General features: G+C 69.9%; 20 protein-coding genes. 11 read left to right on the top strand and 9 right to left on the bottom strand.

Annotated elements, in window-relative coordinates; all coding sequences use genetic code 11:
- Positions 1-64: 64 nt before the first annotated feature.
- The 8 genes from VZL07_RS30605 (at position 65) to polA (ending at position 13,607) form a co-directional block, all read left to right on the top strand.
- Positions 65-1,543 carry a YncE family protein gene (locus VZL07_RS30605; RefSeq protein ID WP_426751478.1) on the top strand — a complete coding sequence of 493 codons (1,479 nt, stop codon included), beginning with the start codon at positions 65-67 and terminating at the stop codon, positions 1,541-1,543.
- The gene (locus tag VZL07_RS30610) at positions 1,540-3,606 is read left to right on the top strand and encodes a hypothetical protein (protein WP_426751479.1); all 2,067 of its coding nucleotides are present in this window, start codon (positions 1,540-1,542) and stop codon (positions 3,604-3,606) included. Before VZL07_RS30605 ends, VZL07_RS30610 begins: the two co-directional genes overlap by 4 nt.
- Before the next feature lie 63 nt (positions 3,607-3,669).
- On the top strand, positions 3,670-4,530 hold the full coding sequence (locus tag VZL07_RS30615; protein WP_426751480.1) for an FHA domain-containing protein: 861 nt from the start codon (positions 3,670-3,672) through the stop codon (positions 4,528-4,530).
- Between the two features lie 110 nt (positions 4,531-4,640).
- A complete protein-coding gene (locus VZL07_RS30620; RefSeq protein ID WP_426757409.1) occupies positions 4,641-5,177 on the top strand; it encodes an A24 family peptidase in 537 nt (178 codons plus the stop codon).
- Between the two features lie 35 nt (positions 5,178-5,212).
- Complete coding sequence (locus VZL07_RS30625) at positions 5,213-6,661, top strand: type II and III secretion system protein family protein (RefSeq protein WP_426751481.1); 1,449 nt, start codon at positions 5,213-5,215, stop codon at positions 6,659-6,661.
- 163 nt (positions 6,662-6,824) lie between these two features.
- Positions 6,825-8,606 (top strand): ATPase, T2SS/T4P/T4SS family, encoded by a 1,782-nt coding sequence (locus tag VZL07_RS30630; RefSeq protein WP_426751482.1) that lies wholly within the window; start codon positions 6,825-6,827, stop codon positions 8,604-8,606.
- 7 nt (positions 8,607-8,613) lie between these two features.
- Positions 8,614-10,836, top strand: coding sequence for an FHA domain-containing protein (locus VZL07_RS30635; RefSeq protein ID WP_426751483.1), 2,223 nt, complete (start codon positions 8,614-8,616; stop codon positions 10,834-10,836).
- 44 nt (positions 10,837-10,880) lie between these two features.
- Entirely contained in the window at positions 10,881-13,607 is a 2,727-nt protein-coding gene (gene polA, locus VZL07_RS30640; protein ID WP_426751484.1) for a DNA polymerase I, read from the top strand.
- 329 nt (positions 13,608-13,936) lie between these two features.
- Here the strand turns inward: polA and VZL07_RS30645 are convergent, their stop codons facing one another.
- The 4 genes from VZL07_RS30645 to VZL07_RS30660 all read right to left on the bottom strand — a co-directional run bounded on the left by VZL07_RS30645 (position 13,937) and on the right by VZL07_RS30660 (position 17,082).
- Positions 13,937-14,479 carry a hypothetical protein gene (locus VZL07_RS30645; protein WP_426751485.1) on the bottom strand — a complete coding sequence of 181 codons (543 nt, stop codon included), beginning with the start codon at positions 14,477-14,479 and terminating at the stop codon, positions 13,937-13,939.
- Positions 14,480-14,642: 163 nt separating this feature from the next.
- Positions 14,643-15,845 carry a peptidase MA family metallohydrolase gene (locus VZL07_RS30650; RefSeq protein ID WP_426751486.1) on the bottom strand — a complete coding sequence of 401 codons (1,203 nt, stop codon included), beginning with the start codon at positions 15,843-15,845 and terminating at the stop codon, positions 14,643-14,645.
- A gap of 79 nt (positions 15,846-15,924) precedes the next feature.
- Positions 15,925-16,452, bottom strand: coding sequence for a DivIVA domain-containing protein (locus tag VZL07_RS30655; RefSeq protein WP_426751487.1), 528 nt, complete (start codon positions 16,450-16,452; stop codon positions 15,925-15,927).
- 105 nt (positions 16,453-16,557) lie between these two features.
- Complete coding sequence (locus tag VZL07_RS30660) at positions 16,558-17,082, bottom strand: HEAT repeat domain-containing protein (RefSeq protein WP_426751488.1); 525 nt, start codon at positions 17,080-17,082, stop codon at positions 16,558-16,560.
- A 103-nt stretch (positions 17,083-17,185) separates the two neighbouring features.
- Here VZL07_RS30660 and VZL07_RS30665 point away from each other — a divergent pair, with 103 nt between their 5' ends.
- Positions 17,186-17,695, top strand: coding sequence for a J domain-containing protein (locus VZL07_RS30665; RefSeq protein WP_426751489.1), 510 nt, complete (start codon positions 17,186-17,188; stop codon positions 17,693-17,695).
- Here the strand turns inward: VZL07_RS30665 and VZL07_RS30670 are convergent.
- Both VZL07_RS30670 and VZL07_RS30675 read right to left on the bottom strand, forming a co-directional pair.
- A complete protein-coding gene (locus tag VZL07_RS30670) occupies positions 17,629-18,621 on the bottom strand; it encodes a stage II sporulation protein M (RefSeq protein WP_426751490.1) in 993 nt (330 codons plus the stop codon). The two genes, VZL07_RS30665 and VZL07_RS30670, sit on opposite strands and share 67 nt — an antisense overlap.
- Before the next feature lies 1 nt (position 18,622).
- The gene (locus VZL07_RS30675; RefSeq protein ID WP_426751491.1) at positions 18,623-19,393 is read right to left on the bottom strand and encodes an RDD family protein; all 771 of its coding nucleotides are present in this window, start codon (positions 19,391-19,393) and stop codon (positions 18,623-18,625) included.
- A gap of 525 nt (positions 19,394-19,918) precedes the next feature.
- Here VZL07_RS30675 and fruA point away from each other — a divergent pair.
- Entirely contained in the window at positions 19,919-20,608 is a 690-nt protein-coding gene (gene fruA, locus VZL07_RS30680; RefSeq protein ID WP_426751492.1) for a response regulator transcription factor FruA, read from the top strand.
- 95 nt (positions 20,609-20,703) lie between these two features.
- Here the strand turns inward: fruA and VZL07_RS30685 are convergent, their stop codons facing one another.
- Positions 20,704-20,922 (bottom strand): MbtH family protein, encoded by a 219-nt coding sequence (locus tag VZL07_RS30685; protein WP_426751493.1) that lies wholly within the window; start codon positions 20,920-20,922, stop codon positions 20,704-20,706.
- Positions 20,923-21,031: 109 nt separating this feature from the next.
- Between VZL07_RS30685 and VZL07_RS30690 the strand changes: the two genes are divergently transcribed.
- Positions 21,032-22,042: a DUF4105 domain-containing protein gene (locus tag VZL07_RS30690; RefSeq protein ID WP_426751494.1), complete on the top strand. Its 1,011-nt coding sequence runs from the start codon at positions 21,032-21,034 to the stop codon at positions 22,040-22,042.
- Positions 22,043-22,057: 15 nt separating this feature from the next.
- Here VZL07_RS30690 and VZL07_RS30695 read toward each other — a convergent pair whose 3' ends face one another.
- Together VZL07_RS30695 and VZL07_RS30700 are read right to left on the bottom strand one after the other, a co-directional pair.
- Positions 22,058-22,777, bottom strand: a complete 720-nt coding sequence (locus VZL07_RS30695; RefSeq protein WP_426751495.1) for a hypothetical protein — start codon at positions 22,775-22,777, stop codon at positions 22,058-22,060.
- 86 nt (positions 22,778-22,863) lie between these two features.
- Entirely contained in the window at positions 22,864-23,820 is a 957-nt protein-coding gene (locus VZL07_RS30700; RefSeq protein ID WP_426751496.1) for a ketopantoate reductase family protein, read from the bottom strand.
- Between the last annotated feature and the right edge of the window lie 12 nt (positions 23,821-23,832).

The following is a 23,832-nucleotide window of genomic DNA, read 5'->3' on the forward strand; positions in this document are numbered from 1 at the left end:
GAATGGCGCGCCGCGTTTCCGGTTGCCCGGGGGGAGGCCCCTCCCTACACTCCGCCCCCCTCTGATGCGCGCCTACCTTCTGACCTCCGCGTTGCTTCTCGTGTCGTGTGACGTCGGCTCCGAGAGCAAGCCCCCTCCGACCACCCGGCTCGTCTACCCGAGTGGCCTTGCCTTCTGGCGCCCCGAGACGGGTCCGTCCACCAACGGATACCTCTACGTGGCGAGCGCCAACTTCGACAAGTGCTATGACTCCGGCTCGGTCGTCGCACTGGACCTGGACGCGGTGGGCGTGCGGCCCTTCGGAACGCCCTTCGACCCCTCGGAGAGCCTGCCCAACGACGTCACCTCGCTGGGGATTGGCCCGCAGTCCTACCTGCAGATCCAGAGCTTCGCCGGAGAGATGGCGATGTGGAGCCCGCCAGGGCGTCCACCGCGGCTCTTCGTCCCGGCGCGCGCCGAGGGCAGCCTGCTGCACGCCATCGACGTGGGGGCGGACGGCCTCACCCTGAGCTGCGTCCAGGGCGGCGACCGCGACTGCCGCGTCAACGCGCTGTCCCTGCTGGACGTGCCGGGCTCTTCCAATGGGCTGCCGTCGGCGCCGGGCCCCCTGGGCGTGAGCGTGGCGGGGAATGGTGAGGACGCCCGCGTCTGGGTGACGCACACGGAGCTGGCGGGCCCGGCGTCGGCCACCGCCGAGGCGGACCTGGAGGGCTACCTGCTCAACCTGCCCGCAGCGAACCCCACGCGCGAGGCGCTGGACGTCAACGAGTTCGTGGTGCTGGGGACCAACGACCGGCTCTCCGGCGTGGCGCACGCGACGGCGATTGGCAGCCGGTACGTGTACGCGTCCGGGCGGAACTCCTCGTCGAACATGCTGGGCGCGCTGCCCGCGCGCTTCATCCTGCGGCTGGTGGACCGGACGACGCCAGGGCGGGTGCTGGAGACCGACCTCGAGCTGTCCTACTCGGTGCGCGAGGCGCGCGGGGTGGCGGTGGTGCCCGCGGCCACGCGCGTCCCCGACCCGGCCCAGCCGGACCAGACCATCGTGGATGAGCGCGTGTACCTGCTGGCGCGCGGTCCGGACACGCTGCTCGTCCTGGACGTCCTGAACGCGGCGGGCACGGCGCCCGAGGCGGGGAACCTCCCCACGGTGCGCATCGTGTCCGCGCTTCCGATGCCCGCGGGCGCCAGCGAGCTGGAAGTGATTCCGCGCGGCGAAGGCCGCGGCAACCTCGTGGCGGTGACGGGCAGCGGCGACGAGGCCGTCGTCATCTTCGACGAGGAAGTGGGGCAGCTCGTCGCCCAGGTGCAGGTGGGCGACAATGACCCGAACAACCCCAGCCAGCCCTTCGGGCTCGCCGCGGACATTCGGGGCAATGCCGCTCGCATCTTCGCCAGCACCTTTGGTGATGGCCGCGTGGCCATCATCGACATCCCCGACCTTGACCGGCCGCAGAATGCCCGGCTGGTGGCGAGGCTCGGCGCCCGGCAGGGGCGTGACCCGCGCCAGGGCACCAGCCTGTGCCAGGAGACCTCCCCGTGAAGCGCAGCGCCCTTGCAGCCCTGTTCGCGTGCGCCGGCCTGGCCGGTAGTTGCTCCGCGACCGACGTGACGACCGGCTTCGCCGGCCTGTCCGGTACCTTCGACGTCACGCTGACCGGAGACTTCGTCTTCGTCACGTCGTCGGACCGGGACGAGCTGCGCGTGCTCGACGTGGCGTCCAATCCCCGCGCCTTCGTCCCCGCGCCCAACCCGCTGGAGGCGCTGTCCATCCCAGTGCTGGACCGCCCGGATGCGCTCACGCGCGATGTGGGCTTCAGCGCCACGGGAGACGACGTCCCGGGGCCCTACATCTACGCCCGCAGCTCGGGCTCCTCGGAGATTTCGGTGGTGGCCGCGGCGCGCGAGCTGCTCCGGCAGGTGGTCCGCCTCCAGGCGCCAAGCATCGTCACCGCGTTCGCCGCGCGCTCTCCCGCGCCCGAGACGGATGAGCCCAGCACGCTGTACTTCGCCATCCAGGACCCCGACGGCGTCTTCGACACCGACACCGGCGGGGCACGCATCCTCCGGCAGGAAATCCCAGGTCCCGATGCCCTCCTGGCCGCCGAGCCCGCCCCGCTACCGCCGCCAGTGACGGTGTTCTGCCTCCAGCCGGGGGAGTCCATCCTGTCCATGACGATGCTGGCAGGGCAGGGGCAGTTCGCGGTGGCCACGCGGCAGGCGTCGGGCCGTTCGGGCCGCACGCTGGTCGTCACGGACTCCGGGCCGGTCGCGGATTGCCTCCAGCCCTCCGCGCCCACGCTGGACGTCTCCGCGGGCTTCGGCAACGTGCCCGTGCGGCTCCTCGTGAGCCACCCCCGCGCGGAGATCCCCAATGTGGAGACCCTCAACGCGGGGCGCTACCTCTTCGGCATCCGGGACGAGTCCGCGTGCGCGGGCGCACGTGAGTGTTCAGGGGTGCTCGCGGTGGACCTCGAGTCGTCACCCCCGGGACAGACGGCGCGGGACCTCAGCGGTGCCCCCATGCTGCCCATCTACCCGGCGGGCGGCATTCCCACCGGGCTGGCACTCATCCCCAATGCGCCCCTGAACATCACCCTTGATGATGCGTCGTCAGGCGTCATCACCGTCCCGCTGCTGGGGGTCATGCCGGCGTCCAACGGCTACATCACGATGTTCTCGGCCGGCGACCTTCGCCAGTTCGACCTGTCGGCCGCGACGGCGCGCTCCATCGTGTCACTTCTGGACAGCAACGAGCTTCCGGTGACCATCGAGACCGCGGACCTGGTGATGGTGACCCAGGATCCGACGCTCCAGCGGTCGGTGCTCTACGAGGGCTCGGTGCCCAACGGCTTCTACCGCATCATCTACCAGGGCGGGCTCCCGGGGCTGAACAGTCTGGATCGCAATGTCGATGACCCCCGGCGCTTCGAGGCCGAGGCCGCCGTCGCCGCGAACGCGCGGGCAGGGGACATCATCGTTCTCGAGAGCTCGGAAGCACTGTGCGCCGTCGACCTGTCGATTTCTGCCGTGGAGCCCGTTCCGGGGACCACCCGGGTGCGCTTCGTCATCCCGGACACGCAGGAGATTCCCACCGAGTGCGCCAGCCTGCCGCGCTTCACCGTGCGCGCGGGCGGTGATCAGCCCTTCGTGCTCTTCGATGAGGCTGGTACCTTCCTGTCGCGGGATGTGACGGGGGCATCGAGCTACAGCATGCCCACCGAGTACTTCTTCCACCCGGAAGGGTTCTACGTCGACGACGACGAAGACCCGCAGACGCCGCCGGTCCCCAATCAGGCCCTCTTCCCCCAGCCGCCCCCTCCACTGCACATCCGGGTGGCGGCCGTCGGGCGTGAGGTGCGTCGAGGCGACCGCTACGCAGTGACGGTGGCTGCCGGCATCCGGACCTACATCCTCACGCCGGATGTCACGGCGGGCACGGGGCTGGCGTTCTACTCGCTGCCTGGGCCGGTCACGGCCGCCCAGAATGGGGAGGCGGACTTTGCCTACATCGCCTACCCGTCGGCGGACGGCATCCTCCAGATCAGCCTGCAAGCCATCTACGACAACCGGGCGCAGTCCCTGGGATTTGTCCCCTTCGAGTAACTGGGCGGGAATGGAGGCCTCTGCTATCGTCCGGGGCTTCCAGTTTCACGCGAGTCAAGACCGATGATCGATCAGAACTCCCGTCCTGCCCGCAAGGTCGGTATCGCCGACCACCTGTGGGAGACGTACGAAGACATGGCCCAGCAGATGGGCTCGGATCGCGATGCGCTGATCAACCAGGCGCTCTTCATGTTCGCGCGCCTGAACGGCTTCCTCGAAGTGAAGTCCCGCTCCGAGGCCGCCATGGCGCCGGTGGCCGCTGCCTCCGCGCCGGTGAAGCCCGTGCAGGCCGCGCCGGTCCGTCCGTCCTCGCCGCCGGTGCTGGCGCCCGCGCCCAAGCCGGAGCCCACGCCCGCCCCAGTGCGCCCGCCCGTGCGCGCCACGCCGGAGGAGCGCGCCTCCGCCAACGGCCTGGACAACGACCCGGTGCGTCGCGAGGTCGCCGAGCGCGTCCTGGAGACCGCCGCCGAGCTCGAGCGCCTCATCAAGGGCAAGAACAGCGAGCCGCCCCCGCCGGCCGACGACCTGGTCGAGGACGAGGAGCCGCTGCCCGAGGCCGAGGACCCGGGCCTCATGGACGAGGAGCCGCCCCCGGAAGAGGCCGAGGAAGAGCCCGCGGACGACCTGGCCGAGGAGGAGGAGGGCGGGGCGCTGTACCTCGTCACCGAGTCGGGTGAGCAGGAGCAGATCGTCAAGGATCGCTTCGTCATCGGGCGCGGCAAGCACTGCGACTTCGTCATCAACTCCGGCAAGGTCTCTCGCGAGCACGCCGTCATCCTCCGCGAGGGGGACGACTGGATCATCGAGGACCTCGGCTCGTCCAACGGCACCTGGTTCAACAAGCAGCGCATCAAGCGCCGCAAGGTCGAGGACGGGGACGAGTATTTCATCTGCAGCGAGAAAATCCGTCTCTTGCTCCGATAACGCGATGACCCAAGCCCCGTCTTGCGGGGCTTCTGGTTGTTCGCCAATTGACGGGCTCCGGGCGTCCCTGGTTTGATACCGGACGCCTGCCGCGAATGGGACAGGCGCTGATGACGCCTGTTCAAATCGCGCTTTGGATGGTTCTCGGAGTGGCCCTCGTGATCTCGGTGGTGACGGATGTGCTTCGCCGCGAGATCCTCGACGTGGTCACCTACCCGCTGATGGCGGTGGGCCTGGGCGTGCGTCTCGCCACCGAAGGGGTGGGGGACCTGGACCAGGGCCTCGTCAGCGGGCTGGTGTCGGGGGCAGGACTCGCGTTGTTGCTGCTGCCAGCGGCGCTGCGCGGGCGGATGGGGTGGGGCGACGTGAAGTTGATGGGAGGGGTGGGCACCGTGCTGGGATTCCCGGCGGTGCTCGCGGCAGCGGCCTTCATCTCATTGGTGGGGGCACTGCAGGCCGTGGTGACGCTGCTCTGGCAAGGGGCGGTCTGGGACACGCTGGCGGCGGTGGTGCGTCGGTGGGCGGTTCGGGTCCGGCTTGCGAGCGCGGACGAGAACCCCGCCCCCCAGCGCCACATTCCTTACGGCGTGGCCATCGCGCTCGGCACCTTCTGGGCTCTGTGGTGGCAGCACGGAACGTTGGGTTAGCTCGGACTTCTGGAAGAGAAGAAGGGACACGGACGATGTTCACACGCATCACGCATGCCGCGGCGCTTGGCGCCCTCATCGCACTGGTGGCGGGCGGTAGCGCCCTGGCGCAGGATGGCACCAACATCAGCATCGGCGTGGGCTCCCAGAAGGTGGTCACCATCCCTGGCCTCAGCCGCGTCGCGCTCGGCGATCCGAGCATCGCGGACGTGAAGACGCTGGGCTCCGGCCAGCTCCTCATCACCGGCCAGGCCGAGGGCCGCACGACGCTGCTCGTCTGGAAGTCGTCCGGTCAGCGCGTCAGCTACCTGGTGTCGGTCCGCAAGCAGGACCCCAACGAGATCATCACCGAGATCAAGCGCCTGCTCGGGGAGATCGAAGGCGTCTCCGTCCGCATGGTGGGTGACCGCATCTACCTGGACGGCCAGGCCTACACCACGCAGGACGCCGACCGCATCGAGCAGGTGGTGGGCCTGTACCCGAACGTGAAGTCGTTCGTGAAGATTGCCCCCAACGCCAAGAAGCTGGTGGCCCAGAACCTCAACGCGGCCTTCCAGAAGGCGGGCCTGAAGAACGTGCAGGCCAACGTGGTGGGCGCCACCATCTTCCTGGAGGGCTCGGTGGAGAGCCAGCAGGACCTCCAGAAGGCGGAGCTCATCACCAAGGCCATTGGCGAGAAGGTGGAGAACCTCCTCGTGGTGGGCATCAAGCGGATGATCCTCTCCGAGGTCCAGTTCGTGGAGATCCGCCGCAACAGCCGCGACCGCTACGGCATCCGCTACCCCACGGACATCACCGGCACCGCGACGGCGGTCTCCACCATCACCCAGGAGCTCTTCCCGGGGACCTTCGGCTCCGGCGTGGCCAACATCGGCCTCAACGCCTCCGCGGACTTCTCCTTCGGCTTCCAGGGCAACGACGGTTATGGCCGCCTGCTCGCGCAGCCCAAGCTGGTGTGCGCCAGCGGCGAGAAGGCGGAGTTCCTCGCCGGCGGCGAGGTGCCCATCCCGCTCATCACCAACAACCAGTTCACGGTGGAGTTCAAGAAGTACGGCGTCATCCTGAACCTGCGCCCCACCGCGGACCGCAACGGCAACATCCAGACGGAGATCGAGGCGGAGGCGTCCGAGATCGACACGTCCGTGGCGGTGTCCTTCGGCGGCTCGGCGTCCATCCCGGGCTTCCGCACCCGCAAGGTGAAGACCAACGTCACCGTGCGCCACGGTGAGACCATCGTCCTCTCCGGCGTGTTCAGCCACGACGAGCAGAAGTCGGTGTCGAAGATTCCGGGCCTGGGCCACATCCCGATCGTGGGCGAGCTCTTCAAGAGCCGCGGGTTCGACTCCACCAAGCGCGAGCTGGTGATCTTCGTCACCCCGCGCATCGTCAACCCGGACTCCGACAAGGTCCGCACCATCATCGAGGACGTGAAGAGCCGCTACAAGCAGGCCCGGTCCGAGGTGAACTTCAACATCTTCGACTGAGGCGGGCGCCCCGGGCGCCGCTCCAGCGCGGCCTTCACGGGCCACCCAACGGGCCGGCTTCCTCCCTCCTGGGGAGGGACGCCGGCCCGTCGCTTTGCGGGCAAGCGTGCGACCTGGTTCTCACGCTTTGAGGTCGAAGGGGGGCTTGCTAGCATCCGTCCCCATGTTTCTCATCACCCTCGCGGAAAAGGGCGGCGGGACCGAGCAGCGCGAGTACCACAAGAATGAGGTCACCATCGGCCGTCTGCCGGGCAATGACATCATCCTCGCGAAGGGCAACGTCTCCAAGTACCACTCGCGAATCGTCGCCAAGGACGGGAAGTTCATCATCGTGGACATGAAGTCCACGAACGGCACGTTCGTGAACGGCAAGAAGATTGCCGCGCCCCAGGTCCTCAAGCCGACGGACCAGGTCTACATCGGCGACTACATCCTCAACGTCGAGGCGCTCGAGGACGAGGGCCCGGCGATGACCCGCGCGGGCCAGCCGGAAGAGGAGTACTACGACGACCAGGGCGAGGAGCCCTACGAGGACGAGGAAGGGGCCTACGAAGACGAGGAGCCCTACGAGGAGGAGGAGCCTCCGCCTCCCGCGCCCTCGCCCAAGAACATGCCGGCGTCGCTGGCCTCCGCGCTGGCGAAGAACAAGCGCAAGGTGGACCCGCGCGTGGAGCGCTACACGCGCCTCCAGAAGGAGATCCACGACCGCCTCATCGAGTACCTCGACCTGCGCCGGATGGACATGGACCGGCTCGGCGACGACGAGCTGTGGCGGCGCACCGAGAAGGCCATCCGCGACATCATCGACCAGATGGAAGCGGATGGAGAGCTTCCGGAGGACGTGGACCGCGAGGAGCTGCTCACCGACGTCATCAACGAGGCGCTGGGGCTCGGGCCCCTCGAGGCGTTCCTCGCGTCGGATGAGATCAGCGAGATCATGGTGAACCACGCCAACCAGATCTACATCGAGCGCAAGGGCAAGCTGACGCTGTCGGAGAAGACCTTCTCCTCCAACCAGGCGGTGCTCGGCGTCATCGAGCGCATCGTGGCGCCCATCGGCCGCCGCATCGACGAGTCCAGCCCGCTGGTGGACGCGCGCCTCAAGGATGGCAGCCGCGTCAACGCCATCATCCCTCCGCTGGCGCTGAAGGGGCCTTGCATCACCATCCGCAAGTTCAAGAAGGACTCGCTGAAGATCTCGGACCTCATCAAGTTCAAGACCGTCACGGCGCAGATGGCCGAGTTCCTGGAGATGTGCGTCAAGGCCCGGCGCAACATCGTCATCTCCGGCGGCACGGGCTCCGGCAAGACGACGACGCTGAACATCATCAGCTCGTTCATCCCGGAGGGTGAGCGCATCATCACCGTGGAGGACGCCGCCGAGCTGCAGCTGCCGCAGGACCACTGGGTGCAACTGGAGAGCCGTCCGCCCAACCTGGAAGGCAAGGGCGCCATCACCATCCGCGAGCTGGTGAAGAACTGCCTGCGCATGCGGCCCGACCGCATCGTCGTGGGCGAGTGCCGCTCCGGTGAGACGCTGGACATGCTCCAGGCGATGAACACGGGCCATGACGGCTCGCTCACCACGCTTCATGCGAACACGCCCCGTGACGCCATCGCCCGCCTGGAGACGATGGTGCTCATGTCCGGCATGGACCTGCCGGTGAAGGCCATCCGCGAGCAGATCGCCAGCGCCGTGCACATCATCGTGCAGCAGACGCGCTTCTCCGACGGCACGCGCAAGATCTGCTTCATCACCGAGGTGTCCGGCATGGAGGTCGACATCGTGACCCTCCAGGACATCTTCTATTTCAAGCAGGATGGCTTCACGGAGGACCACAAGGTGCGTGGCCGCTACGTCGCTTCCGGCTTCGTGCCGAAGTTCTACGACGAGCTCCAGCGCAAGGGCATCCCCGTCAACATGAGCATCTTCCGCGAGGACTGACGCGCCCATGCCCACCCTGGTCGTCCGTCTGCCTGACGGTACCGAGAACGAATTCGTCATCACCGGCGAGCTGAAGATTGGCCGCCAGCAGGGCAGTGACATCCTCCTCACCGAGGGCGGTGTGTCACGCACGCACGCGCGCGTCTTCGAGGAGGGCGGCACCGTCTTCATCGATGACGTGGGCAGCGCGAACGGCACCTTCGTGGACGGCAAGCGCATCATGGCGCCCACGGCGCTGACGCCTCAGTCGGAGGTCCTGCTCGGGGACTACACGCTGCGGCTCAAGGCCCCTGCTCGGGCCTCGGGCTCCCGGCGCGCGGCGAAGCCTCCCGCGGACGTGGAGGCGCCGATGCCGGTGGGCGGCGAGGGCGGCGGTGCTCGGGCCACCCGGGCCATGCCCAGCATCAAGAAGGGGCCCGGCGCCGCGAAGGGCGCGGCCGGCTCGGAGCTGGCGAAGCGGCCGCGGCCGGCCCGTTCCGCGCCCGGCGGCGCGCGTCCAGAGCCAGGCCGCGGCGGGCCGTCACTGCGCGGCATGGTGGGGCCCTGGGCCGGGCAGACGTACCCGCTCAAGGGCAAGGTGCTGGTGGGCCGTCAGCCGCCGGCGAGCATCCTGCTGGATGACGACTCGGTCAGCCGTCGGCACGCGGAGCTGGAGGCCACCAGCGCCGGCGTGACGGTGCGGGACCTGGGCAGCGCCAACGGGACGCTGCTCAACGGCGAGCCGCTGGACCAGACGCCGGTGCCGCTGGAGCCGGGGGATCAGCTCCAGTTCGGCGTGGTGGAGATGACCTTCGAGCCGGACGCGTCCGCGGCGCCGGTGCGCCGTGGCGCGGGGGCGGCGAGCCGGGGCGGGGCGGTCGAGGACCCGGCCGCGAAGCGCAAGAAGCTCATCGTCGTCGCGGCAGCCCTGGTGGGCGTGCTGCTGATGGTGGGCATGGTGTCGTCCATCCTCAGTCCGCCACCCGCGGACGTGCCGGCCTCCGCCGCGGCCGCCCAGGAGGACCAGGCCGCGAAGATCCAGGAGCTGCTGAGCGAGTGCCGCTCCTACGCGTCCAGCGAGCTGGGCGCGCCCAACTGGGACAAGGCCAACGAGGTCTGCACCCAGGCGCTGGACCTGGACCCCATCCACCCGGAGGCGAACACGCTCATCCGGCGCATCAAGCTGGAGAAGGAGTCCTTCGAGTACTACTCGCAGGGTGAGCGTCTGCTCGAGCGCCTCAAGCCCGAAGAGGCCCTGGAGTCGTTCCGGAAGATCCAGAAGGAGAGCGAGTACTTCCGCCGGGCCCGTGCCAAGGCTCGCGAGGCCGCGGAGGCGGTGACGAAGCGCGCCCTGGAGGACTGCAAGCTGTACCTGCGGGACTCGCAGTGGAGCGCCGCCGTGCCGCGCTGCGAGGTGTACATGGCGGTGTGGTGCCAGTCGGTGTCCCGCGAGGACCTGCAGCCGCCCCTGGGCTTCACCCTGAAGCTGACGGGCCGCCTGCGGCGCAACGAGTGGCGGCCGAAGGACCCGCTGTTCGTGAAGTTCCTCATCGCGCGGCAGCGCCTGGACGCCAACGCGGCGCCGTGGGTGTGCCCGGTGGCGGAGGTCCTCGCGGGAGACGAGCGCGTCGTGGACCCGCGCACCGTCGTCGCGGAGGCGGCCAAGAAGCGCTTCCCCAACAAGCTGATGCAGGCCGCGCTGCTGGACTACTGGAGTGGTCGCGGCAGCGAGGCGCTGGCCACCATGCAGAAGCTGCGCGCCAACTACGAGGCCGCGCAGTACCACGCCCAGGCGGACGAGCTGATGAAGATCATGTCCACGGTGGATCAGCTCTTCAAGGCGGGCCAGAGCTTCCTGGCCGCGGAGGACCCCGAGAAGGCCGCGGAGCCCTTCCGCGAGGCGCTCGCCACGGACAAGGCCCTGATGCTGGACCTGGCCGAGTCCAAGCCGTCCTTCTACCGCCGCAACATCCTCCAGGACTTCGCGGAGAAGTCCTACCAGCGCGGCAAGCACTGGGCCGATCGCGAGGACCACCGCCGCGCCTGCCGCGTCTGGAAGCTGGGCTTCAGCTTCTACGCGGGCAACCCGAACCTCAACAAGGCGGCGGCCTTCTGCTCCACCCGGGCGCTGGAGGCCTTCCGGGCCGCGGGCGGCTGCGGCGACATGGCGGTGGCGCTGGACTACGCCGTCAAGGGCGACGGCGTGGAGGAGATGGTCGTCGCGAAGAAGGCCGAGCTGGGCTGCAAGTAGCGCCCGTCATGGACAGGGAGGGGCGGGCGCGCTAGGCACGGGGCATGGTCGACACCAGCCCCTCGCGCTCCGCGCCCACCCTGGTCCTCATCGACGCGTCCGGCTTCATCTTCCGCGCCTACCACGCCATCCCTCCGCTCACGACGAGCAAGGGCGTGCAGACCAACGCCGTGCTGGGCTTCACGCGCATGGTGCTCAAGGCCCTGCGCGAGCTGACGCCCACGCACGTGGCGCTCGCCTTCGACAAGGAGAGCCGCACCGAGCGCCAGAAGATTGACCCCACGTACAAGGCGAACCGCGAGGGGCCCCCGGAGGACCTCGTCCCGCAGTTCGCCCTCATCCGTCGCGTGGTGGAAGCCATCAACGTGCCCGTGCTGGAGGTCGCCGGCTGGGAGGCGGATGACGTCATCGGCACGCTCGCCGTGAAGGCGAAGCAGGAGGGCTTCTGCGTCCAGGTCGTCACCGGCGACAAGGACTTCGTGCAGATTGTCGATGACGACGTGCGCCTGTACGACCCGATGAAGGACGTGCACACGCTGCCCGCGGACGTGAAGGCCCGCCTGGGCATCGAGCCGCGGCAGATGCGGGACTACCTGGCCCTCATCGGCGACGCGGTGGACAACGTCCCGAAAGTGCCGGGCATCGGCCCGAAGACGGCCACGGAGCTCATCCAGCAGTTCGGTGACGTGGAGACGCTGCTCGCGCGGCTGGACGAGGTGAAGAAGCCGAAGATTCGCGAGAACATCGCCTCCCACCGCGAGAGCCTCCTGCGCGCCAAGCAGCTCGTCACCTTCAAGACGGACCTGCCGCTGGACGTGCGCATGGCGGACCTGGCCCGCAGGCCCCTGGACGCGCAGCGCTCGCGCGAGCTGTTCACCGAGCTGGAGTTCTTCGCGCTCCTCAAGGAGCTGCCGCAGCAGGACGGCGCCGCGGGCGCGCCCGAAGCCGCCAGGGAGAAGCCGGCGCCCCTGACGGTGACGCCGAAAATGGTGAGCGAGGACGCGGAGCTCGCCACGCTGGCGGCTGCCGTGCGCGAGCAGGGCGCCGTCACACTGATCCCCGCCTTCGAAGGCGCGCCCTTCGGCGCGAAGCTGGTGGGCCTGGGCCTCGCGCTGCCGGACGGACAGACGGCCTATGTGCCGCTGCGGCACGCGCAGCTCGGTGTCACGCAGGTGAAGCCGGAGTCCTTCACCGCGGCCTTCCGCGAGGTGCTGGAGGACGCGGCGGTGAAGAAGGGGGGCCACGACCTCAAGGCGCTCTGCCTGGTGCTCGCCAACGACGGCATCACCCTGCGCGGCGCCCACGACGACGTGGAGCTGCTCAGCTACCTGCTCAACCCGTCCCGCCGGGAGCACGCGCTGGTGGACCTGGCCCGCGAGCGGCTGCACACGGAGCTGCCGCCGCTGCCGCCCGCCGCCGAGGGCAAGCGGGGCAAGAAGGACCGCGCCCTGGCGGACCACACGGTGGAGGAGGTGGCCACGGGCTTCGCCATCCGCGCCGAGGCCGCCCGCCGGCTGGCGCCCGAGCTGTGGAAGGAGCTGGAGGCCGCGAAGCTGGCGGACCTGGCCCGGGATCTGGAACTGCCGCTGCTGCCACTGCTGGCGCAGATGGAGCGGCGGGGCGTGCTGCTGGACACCGCCGAGCTGTCGCGCACCTCGGTGAAGGTGGACGCCGCCGTCGAGGCGCAGGTGAAGGAGGTCTACCGGCACGCGGGCCGCGAGTTCAACATCGGCTCCAACCCGCAGCTCGTCGACGTGCTCTTCAACGAGCTGAAGCTGCCCGTCATCAAGAAGGGGAAGACGGGCCCCTCGGCGGACCAGGAGGTGCTGGAGAAGCTGTCCGAGGAGCACCCGCTCCCCGGCGCCATCATCGAGTACCGCGGCCTGTCCAAGCTGAAGAGCACGTACCTGGACACGCTGCCCACGCTGGTGGCCGCGGACGGACGCATCCACACCACCTACCACCAGGCGGCCACCGCCACCGGGCGGCTGTCCTCCACCGACCCGAACCTCCAGAACATCCCTGTCCGCACGGAGCTGGGCCGGGAAATCCGTCGGGCCTTCGTGGCCGCGGAGGGTCACCAGCTGGTCAGCGCCGACTACAGCCAGGTGGAGCTGCGGCTGCTGGCGCACATCGCGGAGGACGCGGTGCTCATCGAGGCCTTCCGCCACGACGAGGACATCCACACCCGCACCGCCGCCGAGGTGTTCGGCGTGGCCCCGGACCAGGTGGACCGGGAGCAGCGGCGGGTGGCGAAGATGGTGAACTTCGGAATCGCCTATGGCCTGTCGCCCCATGGCCTGGCCGCGCGGCTCGGCATCGCCCAGGACGTGGCCCGCGACATCATCGAGCGCTACTTCACGCGCTACGCGGGCATCAAGCGCTACCTGGAGGAGACGGTCGACCGGGCGCGCAAGACGGGCTACGTGGAGACGCTCTACGGCCGCCGCCGGTACATGGCGGACCTGAACTCCAAGAACCGCGGCGTGGCCCAGGCCGCCGAGCGCGCCGCCATCAACATGCCCATCCAGGGCACGGCCGCGGACCTCATCAAGAAGGCGATGCTCGCGGTGGACGTGGCGTTGAAGGCCCAGAAGCTGCGCACCCAGATGCTGCTCCAGGTGCACGACGAGCTCCTCTTCGAGGCGCCCGATGCCGAGGTGGAGCAGGTGAAGGCCCTGGCGGTGCAGGCCATGTCCTCGGTGGCGGACCTGAAGGTGCCGCTCAAGGTGGAGGTGGGCGCGGGTCGCAGCTGGGCGGACGCGCACTGACGCGGCCGCGACGGCCAGAAAAAAGACGGGAGGAGCGCCCACCCCCGTAGGCGCCCCTCCCGATGCTGCACCCCCGCGGCCCCCACGGCCGCCACTGCACTCCCACTGCGACAAATGCGCCGACCCGTCCGACCGGCGAGTCGCGTGGACCCCCATCCACGCGTCTTGCCAGCGGCTCGCGGTGCGCGCTCACCACTCCCCAGCGGGAGCACGCCTTCCCACTCAGTGCGCCGTGGGCCCCCACCCAGGCGCACTCCCTCCCGCCGGTCTCGGACGCGCCCGTTGCCGGGGGCGTCAAGTCGAACGGGCCGGCCAACCCCTACACGCCCTCAGTGCATTGCCGTGCGGCCATCTCCTGTGTCCGGTGACACGCGCCGCGTGCGAGACGGGCGCTCGAAGTACTCGACGACCAAGCCACCGAAGGGCACCCGCGGCCCATCCGCCCTCGGGTCCTTCATCCGTTGCAGGAGCGCCACCGCGGAGTCCACGGCCTCGTCGACCGCGCGGTTGATGCGCTCGCGTTCCCAATCCCCGCCGCCGAGCACCTCGGAGGCGTCCACCAGGCAGCGCCGCAGCGCCGCGAACTCGTCATAGAGGGAGCGGGCCCCCCGGTGCGGCGACAGGCGCAGCACCGCGCGCGTGCGGCTCCAGGGGCTCGTCTCCTCACCCGCCAGCGTCCGGCCCAGCTCGCGGATGAAGGGCTCCACCAGGTTGTCCAGCTGCGTGGGCATGCCCTGCGAGGCCTCGGAGTCGGGCGCCGCCAGCACCATCCGCCGCCACAGCGCGGAGATTCGATCCGGCTGCTGGCGGAAGAACCGCGCCAGCACGGCTGCCTTACGTCCCCGCTCGCTCATGTCCAGTGCCTTCCGCATCGCGTACGGAGGCCAAAGCAAACCGGCTGCCAACGCCACCAGAAGACACATCGCCAGTGAATTCAGCAGGTTGCCCTGAAGGGCTGGGCAGGCAGAGGAGCAGTGCGGCCGTAGAAACTACAGGGCCGGCCCTGTAGCGATGCCGGGCTCGGGGCCACCGGCCTCAGTGCAGGGTGGGCTTGGGCGGGCGGCCGTGGGGGCCATCCTCGTCGTCCGCGTCACCCGGGAAGTCCGGGGAGGCGCCATCGGCGAGCACGGCGTCCGTGTCCGGGGGCGGCGCATGGGACTCCGTGCCCGGGGGGCCCGAGGGCCAGTCCGGCCACGTCGCGTCCGCGGCGCTGGCCAGGGGGGCCTGGGCGTTCGCCGCCGCGGCCTGGGCCGCCAGCAGGCGCAGGGTGGCGTCCTCCGCCGCGTCCTGGGCGGCCATCTCCGCCAGCCGGGCGGCCCGCTGCTGGCGGCGCCGGGCGTAGGCGGCCACGCAGAGGAAGGACGCGCCCAGCCACACCAGCGCGGAGCTGGTGGTGAGGGGCAGCCAGCCGTAGCGCGCGGCCAGGCCGTCACGCCACGCCGTCTCCTCCACCAGCAGCGAGGTGCGGAAGGCCTTGCCGAAGGCTGTCTCGAAGGGCTCGCCGCGCGCCACGCCGTCCACGAGCGCGGCCATGCCCTGCGGGCCGAACTTCGAGGACAGGTGCGCGACGAAGGCCGCGCTCTGGGCGTAGGCGATTTCCACGTCGGACGGCACGTCCGGCCAGGCCCGCGCCAGGTGCTCGAAGTGGAAGACGCGCTCCTGCGTCACGGCGCGGAAGAGGGCGGCGTAGTGGGTGATGGAGAAGTGCTCCCCGGTGACGTTCTGCGCGACGCCCTCCTGGAACCAGCGGGGCCACTCCGGGGCGAGCTGTCCCAGGGCGACGTGCGCCAGCTCGTGCCGGAGCGTCTGCTGCCCGTCGGGGGCATGCAGGCTGAGCGCGTCCAGGAGGATGATTTGATGGGCGGGGTAGGCCAGGGCCACGGCCCAGCCCGGGGGCTTGCCGCCGGGCAGCGCCAGCGCCTCGAACTCCGAGCGCCCCACGCCCAGGCGAATCTCCGTCACGCCTGGCCAGTCCTTGCCCAGGATGGAGCCAAAGGCGTCCCGGACGCCTTCAATCTGGCGGGCGAGCTCGTGCGCGGCGGCCGTGGCGGCGGCGGTGTGGAGGATGCGGAAGCGCTTCGTCGTGACTTCGCCACTCACCTCGGCCGGACGGGTCAGCGGCACCAGGGCCGCGTCGTACACCACGTCATGGCCGTGGGGGCCCGGGGTGCCGCCCGGTCCCTGGGCCCGGGCACCCGGGGTGGCCAGCAGCAGGAGCAGGACAAGCAGGTGGCGCATGTGCGGCGGCCTCACGTTCCCACTGACATAACAGCCTCGCCCCCGATTGCCGCAACCTCGCGGCATGCTGCGCGGTGCGTCAGGAGTCGGCGTTGGCCTTCTTCTGGGACAGGTAGGCCACGTTGTCCTCGACGCGGGCGTAGTCGCGGTCTGCGAACGCCGGGCTCTTGAACGTCTCCAGCAGCTTTTGATGGGCGTCCAACACCGAGCGGACCTGCGATTCGAACTGCGCGCGCTGGCGCTTCAGCTCGTTGATGTCCTCCACCACCTGCACCAGCCGCTGGTGGGCGCCGTGGACGATCTTCTCCGCCTGGTGCTCGGCGTCCGCGATGATGATTTCCGCTTCCTTCTTCGCGGCGTCCTTCAGGTCCTCGCTGATGCGCTGGGCGGTGACCATGGTCTCCTGGAGGGTGCGCTCCCGTTCCTGGTGCTGTTCGACCTTGAACTGGGTGCGCTTCACTTCCTCCTTGAGCGCGATGTTCTCCTTCACCACCTCCTCGAACTCGCCGGCGATGAGCTCGAGGTAGGCCTCCACCTCACGGCGGGAGAAGCCGCGCAGGGCCGTTTCGAACCGTTTCTGCCGGATGTCGAGCGGGGTGATTTTCATGACGCCGCAGTGTAGCGCAGGGGCGTCACTTCTCCAGGAATCGGCCCTTGACCCGGGCCGCCGCCCCGGCGGGTGGTGCCTGGCTGCCTGCCCGGCGGGGAGGCGTCAGCGGCGGACAGCGTCCCACTGGGACACGACGGTGCGCGCGGCGTTCTGCACGCCCGAGGTGAGGCGGGCGTCCACGGCGGCGTCCTGGACGGCGCGGCGCGCGGTGGGGGTGCGCTGGAAGATGAGCCCGTTGAGCGCCTGGATCTTCAGTGCGTCCGGCAGGCGGGGGTGGCGCACCACGTTGGCCAGGATTTCCTCCGCCCGCGCGTGCTGGAACAGCGTCACGGCGCGCAGGGCGGCCTGCTGGATGCGGGGGTTGGGGTCCCACAGCAGCACCGCCAGGGCGTCCAGGGCGCGGGCATCTCCCAGCAGGGCCAGGTCCTCGATGGCCATGGCCCGAATCTCCTCCGGTGCCGGCTTCACGGCCCCCAGCAGCCCCCGGAGCAGGGCGGTGTCGTCCGAGGGCGAGGCCGAGGCGACCGGCTCTGTCGCCGGGGCCGCGGACGCCAGGGGCGGCGGGGTCGGGGCCTGGGCGCGGGCGGCGGTGGCAAGCAGCAGGCCAGCGAGGAGCACGGGACGCATGGAGGCCCTTCTACTCCGAGGTGAAGAGATTTTCTTGACGCGATCGCCCATCGTGGGAGCTTCCCCGCTGCTACAGGTGTGTTGCGAACGGGAGCAAGGTTCGATGAACGCGGCGGCCGCGAACTGGCAGACCCTGGAAAACGTCGATGTGGAGTGCACCCACTGCGGCATCCGGATGACCCTGCAACCGGGGACCCGGGTTCGCTACTTCCGGTGTTCCGGGTGCCACCGCTGGGTGTCCAGCGTGTACTCCGACGTCTTCCGGGCGGACGCGAAGGTGCGGACCCACCCCGTGAAGGACACGGACGCCCGGGACGAGCAGTTCATCGAGGTCAAGGACCGGCTGGACCGGTGGCTCTCCGCGCTGGAGGAGCAGGACCCGTACCGGCTGCTGGGCGTGTCGCCGCTGGACTCGGCGGAGACGGTGCGCGCGCGCTACCACGCGCTGGCCATGGAGCGGCACCCGGACCGCGGCGGCTCGGCGGAGAAGATGCGGGAGCTGAACGCGGCCTACGAGCGCATCCTCCGGCACCGTCAGCGCAAGCGTCAGGAGGCGCTGTCGGCCGGCATCTCCGCGGCCTCCGCGTCCGTCCTGCCCGCGCGCAGCAGGTAGCCCCAGAAGAGCGCCCCCAGGGCCAGCCCCAGCCCCGCCTTCATCCAGGTGGGGAACAGGTCGCCGGGTGAGACGTAGCCCTCCACCACGCCGATGAGCGCGAGGAAGGGCGCGCAGCCCAGCACCAGCTTCACCGCCTCCCGCCCGCGCAGCGCCAGCGCCTGTCCCCGGGGAAGCTCCCCCGGGTCGATGAGCGCCTGGCCCACCATCAGCCCCGCCCCGCCGGCGATGACGATGATGGACAGCTCCACCGGCCCGTGCGCGGCGATGAAGTCCAGGAGCCCACCCAGCATGCCCTCGCGGGCGCACAGCGCGCCGATGGCGCCGATGTGCACCCCGTTGTTCACCAGCACGAACAGCGTGCCCAGCCCGAAGGTGATGCCCAGGGCGAAGGTGACGATGGTGACGGTGAGGTTGTTGGTGGCGATGCCCGACGCCACCGAGTTGGGCGGGGCCACCGACAGGATGTCGTCCGTCCACATGCGGCCCTGGGCCACGTAGTGGCGCACGCCGGAGGGCACCAGCAGCTCGGCGCCCTGGGGCTCCCACAGCACCACCACCGCGCCCAGCAGGATGCCCAGGACGAACAGCGCGGCGCTGGCGCCCACGAAGCCGCGCTCGCGGCGCAGCGTGGCGGGGAACTCGCGGCGGAAGAAGTCGCGCACCGCGGGCCAGCGCTCGCGCGGAGGCTGGTAGATGGCGGCGTAGGCCTGGCCGCAGAGCTGGTTGAGGAAGCGGTGCGCGTCCGTCCCCGGGTAGAACGTCTGCGTGTGGGCCAGGTCGGCGGACGCGCGCCGGTACAGCGTGTCCAGCGTGCGCAGCTCGTCCAGCTTCAGCGTCCCGGAGCGCTGGCGCGCCAGCAGGGCCTGGAGGGCGTCCCAGTCCGCCCTCCGGCGGGCCACGTAGGCGGGCAGGGGCGTGGCCATGTCAGCGCTCCCCCTGGACGCGGGCGCGCAGGAAGGCCTCGGTGCTCTCGGAGGAGGCCAGCACCGCCGCGCGCGCCTCCGCATCCGGCGGGCCCACGCGCTCCACCAGCCGCGCGCCCAGCCGCTGCCGCACCTCCGGAGAGAGCCCGGGCGCGCGCGACAGGAAGGACAGCACCAGCTCCACGTCCTCCGGCGAGAGGGGCCGCGCGCCGGCGGACTGGGGCGCGGCCTCCGTCAGGGAGGCGGGCGGCGCGGCGGTGTACTTGTCCAGGTCGATGCGCTCCTCGCGCACCAGCAGCGTGCCGGCCAGCAAATCCCCGAGCCGCCGGTGCTGGCGGGAGAGCAGCATGCTGATGCAGGCGGCGGCGTACAGCATGGGCAGGAAGTCCACCGCGCGGCAGAGGTTGCGGACCGCGCTCTCGTAGACGCCCACCGGCGAGCCATCCACCCGCACCACGCGGATGCCGAGCGCTCGCTTGCCCACCGTCTGCCCGTGGAAGAGGACCTCGCTCACCGTCCAGTACAGCCACTGCGTGGCGAAGATGCCCACCACCAGCAGCGTCTGCGCCACGCCCGACAGCCCCTGGAAGACGCCGAGCACGTCCGACACCAGCAGCGTGAAGACGAAGTAGGCGACCAGCCAGAAGAAGAACAGCAGGCTCGCGTCCACCAGCCACGCCAGGCACCGGTAGCCGATGCCCGCAACGGGAAGCGTGAGCGCCACGCGCTCGGGCGTGGCGACGTCGAGATGGGGAGTCGGAGCAGGGCTCATGCTGGAGGCGCAGCATACACGCCCGCCTTCCACACCCGCCGACATGTGCGCCGCGTTTCAGCGCGGAGTTGCGGGGTTTCCGGGGCCCTATCGCGTGTAGAGCGGATGACATCCGGGCTGGCGAAGGAGGGTGCTTTCATCGACTTGTGGACGTCACGGCGTGTCGTGAGGCCGACAGCGATGACGAACCAACGGATGAAACCCCCGTAACGTGCTCTGATTCATGCACACTGGACACTCCCGTTAGGGCTGGTTCGCGTCTGCGCTTTCCCGGTGATAGGGTTTCAGCCGTTGGACCATGAACCTGGGCCGAAGGAGGTGCGGCCCGCTGGGACGTCGGAAGTAGCAGAAAGTCAAATACAGTCAGGAGTCGAGTCGTACATCGGTAGGTCGACTCCGGAGTGGCTCAGCGGACACGCTCGTTCTTCCCTGTCACACAACCCACTGGCCCAGGATGTACCGGAGCCGGCTGTGGTCAGTTGTCTGTTCATGCAGTTTTCGCCATGACGGCTGGGGGGCCTTCGCATGGCAACCAATCAAGCAGCGATTCGTGTATCGATTCTCGAAGGACCGTGGGCGGCCTGGCAGGGCCTGGCCGACGGGCTCCGGGGTGAGGGTGTACAAGTGTCCTCGGTGACGAGGGACGTGCGCCTGTTCCTCGACAGCCTGGGCACGGACCCGCCGCAGGTCGCGGTGATGGACGTCGAGGGTGACAGCGAGGCGGCCGTGGGCTGCTCCGTGACGGAAGGCATCAACCTCCTCAGAGAAGCGCGCAAGCGCCGGCTCGAGGTGAGGATGCTGTTGCTCTCCGCGGTGAGCTCGCCGGAGATCATCTCTCAGTGCTTCGATGAAGGCGCCTCCGGCTACCTGTTCCGGGCGGGCCTGGGGACGACGGCCGTCGCCTCCGCCATCAACTCGCTGGTCCGTGGCGAGCGGTTGTTCCCGGTGCAGCTGTTGCGCAATGACTTCGAGCATCCGCCGGTGACGTCGCCCACCGCGAGCGTGCTGCTGGCACTCACGCAGCGTGAGCGCGAGGTGCTGGCGTACGTGGCGGGCGGCGCGGACAACCTGAAGATTGCCGCGCACCTGCAGATTGCCGAGCGCACCGTGAAGTCCCACGTCACGCAGCTGTACCGGAAGCTGGGCGCGGAGAACCGGACCCAGCTGGCGCTCAGGGCGTGCCACCTGGGCGTGCGCCCGCCGCCGGACCTCTAGTCCGCGGCACGCCGTACCGCGCATGCAGCACGCCCCCCGGACCTGGGCGAGGTGGCCCGGGTTCGCAGGGGGCGTGCGCACGGCGGTCGCGGTGCCTACTGCTTCGACATCTCTTCCATCTTCTTGCGGAGGCTCAGCGGACGCATGTCCGTCCAGACCTCCTTGATGTACTCGAGGCACTCGGCCTTGAGGCCCTGCTTGCCCGCATCCTTCCAGCCGAGCGCGTTCTCGCGGTCGGCAGGCCAGATGGAGTACTGCTCCTCGTGGTTCACCACGACCTTGTAGATGGTCGTGTCCTCGCGCTCATCCGCCATGATGACTCTCCTCGAACGGCCGCATTCTGGTCACAATCCAGGAAAAGGGGTCAAGACGCGGAAGGTGTGAGCGCGCGTCGTGGCCGGGCGCCTCCTATACTCGCCGGCCATGCGTCACGTGTCTCGTTTCATTTTGGCCGCGTTCCTCCTGCTGGGGGGCGTGTGGGCCGCGCTCGCCCTGTCGTTGACGGGGGCGGGGCCCGAGGGCCCACACCTGCTCCGGGGGCTGGGAGCCGTGCTCCTCTCGGCCGCCGCGGTGGCGGCGTGGCGGCGCCACTCGAAGCGTGCGGCCACGGCGGTGATGGTGGTGGGGTGTGCGGTCATCTGGGGGTGGACCCAGACGGTCCGGCCGGTGAAGCAGGCGGACTGGGCGCCAGACCTGGCGCGCTCCGCGCGGGCCGACGTGGACGGCACCCGGGTGACGCTCCATGACGTGCGCGACTTCCGCTACCGCAGCACCTCGGACTGGGACGCGGCGTGGTACTCGGCCACCTACGACACGCGGGAGCTCACGGGGGCGTGGTTCATCGTGGAGCCCTTCTCCGGCGTCTGGGGCGCGGCCCACACCATGGTGAGCTTCGGCTTCGCCGACGGCCGCTACCTCGTCTTCTCCGTGGAGGTCCGGCGCGAGAAGGGCGAGACGTTCTCCGCGCTGGGTGGGCTCTTCCGCCAGTTCGAGCTCACCTATGTGGTGGGGGACGAGCGTGACCTGGTGCAGCTGCGCTCCAACCACCGCAAGGACGACGTCTACCTGTATCCGGTGGACGCGTCGAAGGAGCGCATCGCCAGCTTCTTCCTCGACATGGTGGCGCGGATGAACGCGCTGCACGAGCGCCCGGAGTTCTACGACACGCTCACCAACAACTGCACCACCAACCTGGTGCGGCACCTGGAGAAGGTGAGCCAGGTCCAGGTCCCCTACGACCACCGCACGCTGTTTCCAGCCTTCTCCGACGCGCTGGCGTACGACCTGGAGCTCATCGACCGGGACGTCCCGCTGGAGGAGGTGCGCAAGCGCCACCACATCAACGCCCGCGCGTTGGCGGCGCACGGGCGTCCGGACTTCTCGCGGCGCATCCGCGAGCCCCTGGTGGCCACCGCCGCTGACAGCGGCCCGTGACGGCTCGCGCGCCGCCTACGCGGCCGAGCGCGCCTTCAGGTGCGCGTCGTAGTGCTGTTGCAGCGTGACGAAGTAGCCGCGCTCCTCCCAGAGCGCCGCGATGAGGCGCTCGGTCAGCGTCTTCACCTCGGCGCTCTCGTCCGGCGTGGGCGTGCGGGGGCCGGGGGACTGGGCGCTGAAGAAGGCGCGGCTGGCCTCGGCCATCAGCAGGCGGCTGCCCGCGAAGAGCCGGCGCAGGGCCTGGTTGACGGGGCGCGGGTCCAGCTCCGCGCATGCGGCGACGATGGCGTCGTGAATTGCGTCGGGGCGCTTGCCCTCCATGTCCTCGGGCCTCAGGTCGCCGCGCTCCAGGGCATGGTTGAGCAGGTACCCATGATGCAGGGCCGACGAGGCCACGTCGACGCAGTCCTTCACCCACAGCACGAAGAAGACCTTCCGGAACACCTTGCGCAGGGGGAAGAGCGCCAGGCCCTTCACGTAGCTCAACACCCGTCCGCCCGCCGTCCGGCCGACGTGGGAGCCGGCGAGGATTTCCACGGTCCGGGACGGCTTGGGCAGGCGGTGTTCGGAGAGGAGCGTGAGGACCATGCTCTCTCGGGCCTGGCGGAGCGCGTAGTCGTCCAGGAAGGGGACGGGGATGAGCGGCGTCAGGCCCGAGACGACGGAGAGGAAGGCCACGCGGCTCAATACCGGGGGCAGCTCGTTCGCGGGAGGACGGGGCTTCGGCTCGGTCATATGTCCTTCATATGCCCATCTCTCCTGGCGATTGCGCTGGGCCTGGAGGGCGGGCTGTTGGCTGGCTCCCAACCGGGCGGCGGCCCTCAGCCCTTCCGTTCCCCTCGGGCGTGCGGCAGCAGCAGGGCATACAGCGTGGCCATGACCGGCGTGGGGACGCCGCGCGCGCGGCCTCGGCGCACCACCGCGCCCTGGAGGTATTCGACCTCCAGCGGCTTGCCGTTCTCCAGGTCGCCGAGCATGGAGGGCCGCATGTGGGCGGGCAGCCCGTCCAGGTACTGCAGCAAGGCCTCCGGTGTCCGGGTCGTGGTGACGCCCTCCGCGGCGGCGACCTGGAGCACCTCGGCGCCCGCTTGCTGGAAGACCTCGCGAAGGGCAGGGCTCTCCCGCAGCACGCCCGCGGGAAGCCGGGTCACGGTGCCGAAGCCGGACAGGCAACCCAGGAACGAGAGCTTGTCCCAGAGCGCTCCGCGGGCATCCGGCACGGCCTCCACGGTGACGCCCGCGCCGGCCAGCGCGTCCCGCAGGGCTTGTGCCCGGGGTGAGACTCGGGAGGTATCGCCGAAGACCTCGCCCAGCACGATGCGGTGGATCGTGCCCACCTGGGTGATGACACCCGGCTCGGTGATGGCGGCGGAGATGTACGTGGTGCCGCCCATGACGGCGGATTCTCCGACGACGGCCGCCACCTCGGCGGGACTGTCCACGCCGTTCTGCAAGGTGAGCACCCACGGCGGCGTCGCTCCCTGCGGGACATCGCCTCGGGCGGAGAGCAACGTCTTCACTGCTGGCAGCACGGAGGCGACGTCGTAGGTCTTCACGGCGAGGAACACGCCGTCCACGGGACCGAAGCGCTGGACGTCATCTTCCGCCTTGACGGGGAGGGTGAAGTCTCCGTCGGGGCTGCGAATGCTCAGTCCCCGCTCGCGCATGGCACGCAGGTGCGCGCCGCGAGCGAGGAATGTCACGTCATGGCCGGCCCGGACCAGCCTCGCGCCGAAGTACGCACCGACGCCTCCTGAACCCACGATGGCGAATCGCATGGCGCGGAAGAT

It is taken from the genome of Pseudomyxococcus flavus (assembly GCF_050038885.1).
In the GTDB taxonomy this organism is placed as follows: domain Bacteria; phylum Myxococcota; class Myxococcia; order Myxococcales; family Myxococcaceae; genus Myxococcus; species Myxococcus flavus.